9 protein-coding genes are annotated in these 7,308 nt (G+C 69.1%); 5 read left to right on the top strand and 4 right to left on the bottom strand.

Annotated elements, in window-relative coordinates:
• Window positions 1-698 (bottom strand): hypothetical protein (locus tag ACZ3IJ_RS34615; RefSeq protein WP_383228726.1); only part of this gene is annotated, 698 nt, incomplete at its 3' end.
• A 152-nt stretch (window positions 699-850) separates the two neighbouring features.
• Here ACZ3IJ_RS34615 and ACZ3IJ_RS34610 point away from each other — a divergent pair.
• The 4 genes from ACZ3IJ_RS34610 to ACZ3IJ_RS34595 all read left to right on the top strand — a co-directional run bounded on the left by ACZ3IJ_RS34610 (window position 851) and on the right by ACZ3IJ_RS34595 (window position 4,099).
• Complete coding sequence (locus ACZ3IJ_RS34610; protein WP_467474933.1) at window positions 851-1,642, top strand: ABC transporter ATP-binding protein; 792 nt, start codon at window positions 851-853, stop codon at window positions 1,640-1,642.
• A gap of 90 nt (window positions 1,643-1,732) precedes the next feature.
• The gene (locus tag ACZ3IJ_RS34605) at window positions 1,733-2,161 is read left to right on the top strand and encodes an NfeD family protein (RefSeq protein WP_467474931.1); all 429 of its coding nucleotides are present in this window, start codon (window positions 1,733-1,735) and stop codon (window positions 2,159-2,161) included.
• A gap of 114 nt (window positions 2,162-2,275) precedes the next feature.
• On the top strand, window positions 2,276-3,235 hold the full coding sequence (locus ACZ3IJ_RS34600) for an SPFH domain-containing protein (protein ID WP_383180095.1): 960 nt from the start codon (window positions 2,276-2,278) through the stop codon (window positions 3,233-3,235).
• Window positions 3,236-3,325: 90 nt separating this feature from the next.
• Window positions 3,326-4,099 carry a sulfite exporter TauE/SafE family protein gene (locus ACZ3IJ_RS34595; RefSeq protein ID WP_467474928.1) on the top strand — a complete coding sequence of 258 codons (774 nt, stop codon included), beginning with the start codon at window positions 3,326-3,328 and terminating at the stop codon, window positions 4,097-4,099.
• Between the two features lie 58 nt (window positions 4,100-4,157).
• Here ACZ3IJ_RS34595 and ACZ3IJ_RS34590 read toward each other — a convergent pair whose 3' ends face one another.
• The 3 genes from ACZ3IJ_RS34590 to ACZ3IJ_RS34580 form a co-directional block, all read right to left on the bottom strand.
• A complete protein-coding gene (locus tag ACZ3IJ_RS34590; protein ID WP_352192489.1) occupies window positions 4,158-4,664 on the bottom strand; it encodes an HNH endonuclease in 507 nt (168 codons plus the stop codon).
• A gap of 162 nt (window positions 4,665-4,826) precedes the next feature.
• The gene (locus ACZ3IJ_RS34585) at window positions 4,827-5,366 is read right to left on the bottom strand and encodes a YbhB/YbcL family Raf kinase inhibitor-like protein (RefSeq protein WP_467474925.1); all 540 of its coding nucleotides are present in this window, start codon (window positions 5,364-5,366) and stop codon (window positions 4,827-4,829) included.
• A gap of 42 nt (window positions 5,367-5,408) precedes the next feature.
• Window positions 5,409-6,191, bottom strand: coding sequence for a sporulation protein (locus ACZ3IJ_RS34580; protein WP_352192491.1), 783 nt, complete (start codon window positions 6,189-6,191; stop codon window positions 5,409-5,411).
• 105 nt (window positions 6,192-6,296) lie between these two features.
• Between ACZ3IJ_RS34580 and ACZ3IJ_RS34575 the strand changes: the two genes are divergently transcribed.
• Window positions 6,297-6,938 carry a DNA-3-methyladenine glycosylase gene (locus ACZ3IJ_RS34575; RefSeq protein WP_467474923.1) on the top strand — a complete coding sequence of 214 codons (642 nt, stop codon included), beginning with the start codon at window positions 6,297-6,299 and terminating at the stop codon, window positions 6,936-6,938.
• The last annotated feature ends 370 nt before the right edge of the window (window positions 6,939-7,308 follow it).

Here is a 7,308-nt window from a genome sequence, read left to right as displayed (position 1 = left end):
GCCCCCCTGGCCGCCATCTCCGAGGCGCTCACGGCGCCGCCGTGGCCGTGGTCGTACGCCAGATCGATCATGAGGCCCACCCGCTGGGCCAGCTCCAGCACCCGTACCGCCCGCGCCGGGTAGCCCGGGGCCAGGACCTCGCGGCCCGCCTCCGCCCGGGCCCGGTACGCCTCGCGCGCCGCGTCCGCCATCGGGCCCGAGGCCGCCACGTCCAACCGCGTCAGCACCGACGTCGCCTCGCGCAGCGCCTCCGCCAGCTCCCGCTCCGCCTCACCGAGCGACGGCACGTCCGCGGGCGGGGCCTCCCGCACGGACAGACAGCGCCAGACCACCTCCACATGCACGTCACCCACCGGACCCGCCTCCGTGACCTCCGGCACAAGACCGTACGGAGCGCCGAAGCCGACCACCGCCTCCTCCGCCTCGATCGCCCGCGCGTTGAAGTCCGGCGGCCCGCTCAGCCCCAGCGGATGCCCCGGCGTGGGCAGCGCCACCCGCCACCCGGTCACCCCGAGCCGCCTCAGCCGCCCGAGCGCCAGGGTCAGCCCGACCTGCCCCGCCTCGCCCGGCAGCCCCTCGACGCGGTGCACCGCGTCCTCCCCGACAATGGCCAGCGCCGCGTCGTCCGGCGACACCGATCCGGCCAGCAGGGCATTGCCCCAGGCGGCCAGTCGTCCTGAGCGTGGTTCCGAAAGCATGCCCACAGCGTAGGGACTCCCCGCACCCGGGAAGGGAAGTACCGGACCTAAGGACCGGCCCGCTCCGACAGTGGCGTAGGTTTTCCCTGGACGCCGCGCCCGCAGACGCATGGCGACGACACGACTCGACCGCAAGGGGAGACAACGCGCTCATGAGCGATGTACTGGAGCTGGTGGACGTATCCGTGGTCCGCGACGGACGGGCTCTGGTGGACGATGTCTCCTGGTCGGTCAAGGAGGGCGAGCGCTGGGTCATCCTCGGCCCCAACGGCGCCGGCAAGACCACCCTCCTCAACATCGCCTCCAGCTACCTCTTCCCCACCACCGGCTCGGCCAGGATCCTCGACGAGCAGCTCGGCAAGGTCGACGTCTTCGACCTCCGCCCGCGCATCGGCATGGCCGGCATCGCCATGGCGGAGAAGCTCCCCAAGAAGCAGACCGTCCTCGAGACCGTCCTCACCGCCGCGTACGGCATGACCGCCACCTGGCACGAGGACTACGACGCCGTCGACGAGCAGCGCGCCCGCGCCTTCCTGGACCGGCTCGGCATGACCGAGTACCTCGACCGCAGGTTCGGCACCCTCTCCGAGGGCGAGCGCAAGCGCACCCTCATCGCCCGCGCGATGATGACCGACCCCGAGCTCCTCCTGCTCGACGAGCCCGCCGCCGGTCTCGACCTCGGCGGCCGCGAGGACCTCGTCCGCCGCCTCGGCCGCCTCGCCCGCGACCCGTACGCCCCCTCCATGATCATGGTCACCCACCATGTCGAGGAGATCGCCCCCGGCTTCACCCACGTCCTGATGATCCGTCAGGGCAAGGTCCTCGCCGCCGGCCCGATGGAGACCGACCTCACCTCCCGCAACCTCTCCCTCTGCTTCGGCCTCCCGCTCGTCGTCGAGCACGTCGGCGACCGCTACACCGCCCAGGGTCTCCCGCTGAAGTAGCAGGACACGCAAGGGAGTCGGAACCCGGGAGCCGAGACCGCACAGCTCTGCGCCCTGTCCGACTCCACCGCGCCGCCCTACCATGACCATGTGGACATCGACGCATGGGTCTGGTGGCTGATCGGCGCCGTGGGACTGGGCATTCCGCTCGTCCTCACCGCGATGCCCGAATTCGGCATGTTCTCCGTCGGCGCGATCGCCGGAGCCGTCACCGCGGCTCTCGGCTTCGGCATCGTCGCGCAGGTGGTCGTCTTCGTCGTCGTCTCCGTCGCGCTGCTCGCGGTGGTCCGCCCCATCGCGGCCCGGCACCGCAACGGACCGCCCCAGCACGCCACGGGCATCGACGCGCTGAAAGGCCGTCAAGCCGTCGTCCTGGAACGGGTCGACGGCGCCGGCGGACGCATCAAGCTCGCCGGTGAGATCTGGTCCGCCCGCGCGCTCGACTCCGGACTCAGTTTCGAACCCGGTGACCAGGTCGACGTGGTCGAGATCGACGGGGCCACCGCCGTGGTCATGTGACGGACCGCTTGACCGAACGCCCCACACGACGGCGCGCGTTCTGGAAAACTCGATCATCGGAATCAACCCGGCACATCCGGCAGAGAACCGGCAGCGAAGGGCACAGGGAACACGATGTCAGCAGTCATCATCGTCCTGATCATTCTGGTGGTGCTTGTCTTCATCGCCCTGATCAAGACGATCCAGGTCATCCCGCAGGCGAGCGCCGCGATCGTCGAGCGGTTCGGCCGCTACACCCGCACGCTCAACGCGGGCCTGAACATCGTCGTCCCGTTCATCGACTCGATCCGCAACCGGATCGACCTCCGCGAGCAGGTCGTCCCGTTCCCGCCCCAGCCCGTGATCACCCAGGACAACCTGGTCGTCAACATCGACACCGTCATCTACTACCAGGTGACCGACGCCAGGGCCGCGACCTACGAGGTCGCCAGCTACATCCAGGCCATCGAGCAGCTCACCGTCACCACCCTGCGCAACATCATCGGTGGCATGGACCTGGAGCGGACCCTCACTTCCCGCGAGGAGATCAACGCCGCCCTGCGCGGAGTCCTCGACGAGGCCACCGGCAAGTGGGGCATCCGCGTCAACCGCGTCGAGCTCAAGGCGATCGAGCCGCCGACCTCCATCCAGGACTCGATGGAGAAGCAGATGCGCGCCGACCGCGACAAGCGCGCCGCGATCCTCACCGCCGAGGGCATCCGCCAGTCCCAGATCCTCACCGCGGAGGGCGAGAAGCAGTCCGCCATCCTCCGGGCCGAGGGTGAGGCCAAGGCCGCCGCCCTGCGCGCCGAGGGCGAGGCCCAGGCCGTCCGCACGGTCTTCGAGGCCATCCACGCCGGCGACCCGGACCAGAAGCTCCTTTCGTACCAGTACCTCCAGATGCTCCCGAAGATCGCCGAGGGCGACGCCAACAAGCTCTGGATCGTGCCCAGCGAGATCGGCGACGCGCTGAAGGGCCTCTCCGGTGCCTTCGGCAACCTCGGCGGCGGAACGCCCGGCTTCAACACCGGCGCGGTACCCAACAGCCGAACGGGCAACGACTCCGAGCGCCGCGAAGCGCCCCCACTCGACTGACGCGTACACGTAGTCGTGCATGATCGGTGCGAGCCCCTCGACCCCGACGGACGTCAGGGCGGGGAGGCGAGCCACTGATCCTGTAAGGAGATGGCGTTGTCCATCTGGGAAGTACTGGCAGTCTTCGCGGCCGGCGTCGGAGCCGGCACCATCAACACCATCGTCGGATCGGGAACGCTCATCACGTTCCCCGTCCTGCTCCTGACCGGCCTCCCTCCGGTCACGGCCACCGTCTCCAACGCCCTCGGCCTCATCCCCGGGTCCATCAGCGGAGCCATCGGCTACCGCGAGGAGCTCAAGGGACAGCGCCGCAGAGTCCTGCGCCTCGGCGGCGTCGCCGCGATCGGCGGACTCGGGGGAGCCGTCCTCCTGCTGACCCTCCCCGCCCGGGCGTTCGAGACCATCGTCCCCGTCCTCGTCGCCCTCGCGCTGGTCCTGGTCATCCTCCAGCCCCGGATCTCCAAGGCCGTCCAGGCGCGCCGCGAACGCCACGGCAGCCAAGCAGACCCCGACGGCGGCCCGCTCCTGCTCACCGGCCTGCTCCTCGCCAGCGTCTACGGCGGCTACTTCACCGCGGCCCAGGGGATCATCTACCTCTCCCTCATGGGCATGCTCATCGCGGACTCACTCCAGCGCCTCAACGCCGTCAAGAACGTCCTCGCCGCGATCGTCAACAGCATCGCCGCGCTCTTCTTCCTCTTCGTCGCCGACTTCGACTGGACCGCCGTCCTCCTCATCGCCGTCGGCTCCGCCATCGGCGGCCAGATCGGCGCCAAGGTCGGCCGCCGCCTCCCGCCCACGGCGCTGCGGTGCGTCATCGTCGCCGTCGGCACGGTCGCCATCGTCCAGCTGCTGCTCCGCTGAACGAGTACGGGCCCGCTCCCCGGAGAGGGGAACGGGCCCGTACACGCACGGATCCCGATCAGGCCGCCGTACCGGCCAGCCACTGTGGCAACTCCGACCGCTCACCGGCCCGCATCGCCAGCAGCATCGCGTCCGCCGGCGTCGGGACGAAGGGCTCGTGCAGCAGCGGCATCCCCGCCTGCTCCGGAGTCCGGTCCGCTTTGCGGTGATTGTCCTCGGCACAGGAGGCCACCGTGTTCAGCCAGCTGTCCCCACCGCCCTGCGCCCGCGGCACCACGTGGTCCACGGTCGTCGCCCGCCGCCCGCAGTACGCACACCGGTGCTGGTCCCTGACCAGCACACCCCGCCTCGACCACGGCGCCTGTCTTCGGAACGGCACCCGGACGAAGCGGCACAGTCTGATCACCCGGGGCACCGGAATGTCGACCGCGGCGGCACGCATACGCAGCTCGGGATGCTCCTGCTCCACGACGGCCTTGTCCTGAAGGACAAGCACCACCGCACGGTTGAGTGTGACCGTCGACAGCGGCTCGAAGCTAGCGTTCAGTACCAGCGTGTCCCGCATTGTGCCCACCTCCCGTGTGCCGGCCCAGCCCCGCCGCGGGGCTCCGGGCTCGGATCAACTCTGGCCGGGCGCGCCGGGTTGGACAACGGAATATCCGCGCAACGAAAGATGCCCGCTTCTGATCTCTCCAAGACCAGAAGCGGGCAAACAACAAACGAACGCTCAGCTGTGCGCGGGGATCTCGTACTCGCCCACCAACTGCGCGCGCGCCAGCGCGTGGAAACGGAGGTTGAACCCCACCACCGCGGGCGAGGCATCGGCGTCCGGACCGAGCTTCTCCTCGTCCACGGCGTAGACGGTGAAGACATACCGGTGCGAACCGTCGCCGGCCGGGGGAGCGGCACCGCCGAAGTCCCGCGACCCGTAGTCGTTACGGACCTGCACGGCACCGGCCGGCAGCCCTTCGAACGACCCCGAACCCGCACCCGCCGGCAGCTCGGTGACCGACGCGGGGATGTCGAACAGCACCCAGTGCCAGAAACCGCTGCCCGTCGGCGCGTCCGGATCGAAGCAGGTGACGGCGAAGCTCTTCGTCTCCGCCGGGAACCCCTCCCAGCGCAGCTGCGGAGAGGTGTTCCCCTCGGCGTACACCTGCGCCTCCTTCAGCACACCGCCCGGCGTGATGTCGTCGCTCACCACGGTGAACGCCGGCACCGGCGGATGGAAATCGTGAGGGAGCGGAGCCCTCTTCCCCTCGGCCACGTCCGTACCTCCGTATCGCTGTCCTGCCGTACGGGGGTGAGCCTAGAGCCAGTTGCGCTTGCCGCCGACGTCGGCGAGCCACTGGTTGAGGTACGCGGCCCAGTCGGTCGAGTGGAAGTCGGCCAGCCCCACCTTGAAGGCACGGAACGAGTCGCTGCCCTCGCTGAAGAGCCCCGGCTTCTTGTCCATCTCCAGCACGACGTCCATCTCGCGGTCGTCCGCGACGAAGCTGACCTCGACCTGGTTGAGACCCCGGTACTGCTGCGGCGGGAAGAACTCGATCTCCTGGTAGAACGGCAGCTTCTGCCGGGTCCCGCGGATGTGGCCCCGCTCCATGTCCGCGCTCTTGAAGCGGAAGCCCAGCTGGATGAAGGCGTCCAGGATCGCCTGCTGCGCCGGCAGCGGGTGGACGTTGATCGGGTCCAGGTCACCGGAGTCCACCGCACGGGCGATCTCCAGCTCGGTGGTCACACCGATGTTCATGCCGCGCAGCTGCTGGCCCGCGATCGCGGTGACCGGCGTCTCCCAGGGGATCTCCAGACCGAACGGCACCACGTGTACCGCACCCGCCTGCACCGTGAACGCGCCCCCGAGTCGGACCTTCACGAACTCGATGTCCTGCTTCGTCTCCTGGTCCGCACCCTCGACCTCGACACGCGCCTGGAGCCCGACCGAGAGACCCTCGATCTGCTGGTCGACCGACCCGCCCTGGATCCGCACCTCGCCCTGGACGACGCCACCGGGTACGACGTTCTCCTCGGTGAGCACCGTCTCCACCGACGCGCCACCGGCGCCCAGGCTCGCGAGCAGCTTCTTGAATCCCATGAACACTCCCTCTTGGACCTGCTTGGTCTTGACCTCTACATACGCGCGACGACCGTAGCCGGTTCCCCCCTGCCTCCCGGGGCGACCCCAGTACGCTCGGACGCCATGAGCGAGAGCCCCGACCGTACGCCGCTCCCGCGGGACTTCTTCGACCGCCCCGTCCTGGAGGTTGCCCCCGATCTGCTCGGCCGCACTCTCGTCCGGACATCGGACGAGGGCACCATCGAACTCCGCCTCACGGAGGTGGAGGCGTATGCCGGTGCCATCGACCCCGGCTCCCACGCCTTCCGCGGCCGCACCGCCCGAAACGCGGTCATGTTCGGCCCGCCCGGCCACGCGTACGTCTACTTCACCTACGGCATGTGGCACTGCCTCAACCTTGTGTGCGGCCCGGAGGGCCACGCCAGCGGAGTACTGTTGAGAGCAGGTCGCATCCTGCGCGGCGAGGAGCAGGCCCGCAAACGTCGACTCTCGGCCCGGTACGACAGAGAACTGGCCAAAGGCCCGGCCCGCCTGGCCACGGCCCTCGATGTCGCCCTGTCCCTGAACGGCACCGACGTCTGTGCGGGGCCCGGCACCCCGCTCTCTCTCCTCACCGGCACACCGCCCACCTCCGACCAGGTACGGAACGGCCCGCGTACGGGAGTGGGCGGCGAGGGAGCCCCGCACCCGTGGCGCTTCTGGATCGACGAGGACCCGACGGTCAGCCCGTACCGCGCCCACACGCCACGCAAGAGGTCCTCTTGACTCGACTTGACTCGGGTGCTGCGGACGCCTAACGTAGGCGAGCCGCTTGAAACGGGACGTGCTTGTACAAGCACCCCAGAGCAGCCATCCACTACCTACGACGAACCCCAACGGGTGCGGTTTTCGGCATGCCGAAATCTGGTCCGAATGGCTCGATTATGAGTCGCCGGGGAATTCGGCTAAAGTAGTGACCACGCCGAAAGGCAAAGGCCCCCAACAGGCCGCCGGAAAGAAAATCCGAACCGGAAACGGAGCGGAAAAGGATCTGGTAAGGTTGGAAACACGAAAGACCGAAGGGAAAAGCCCGGAGGAAAGCCCGAGAGGGTGAGTACGAAGGAAGCGTCCGTTCCTTGAGAACTCAACAGCGTGC

The sequence above is a fragment of the Streptomyces sp. NPDC013317 genome (assembly GCF_055563155.1).
Note: the sequence above shows the minus strand (reverse complement) of the source record. Positions and strands in the feature narration are given on the sequence as shown.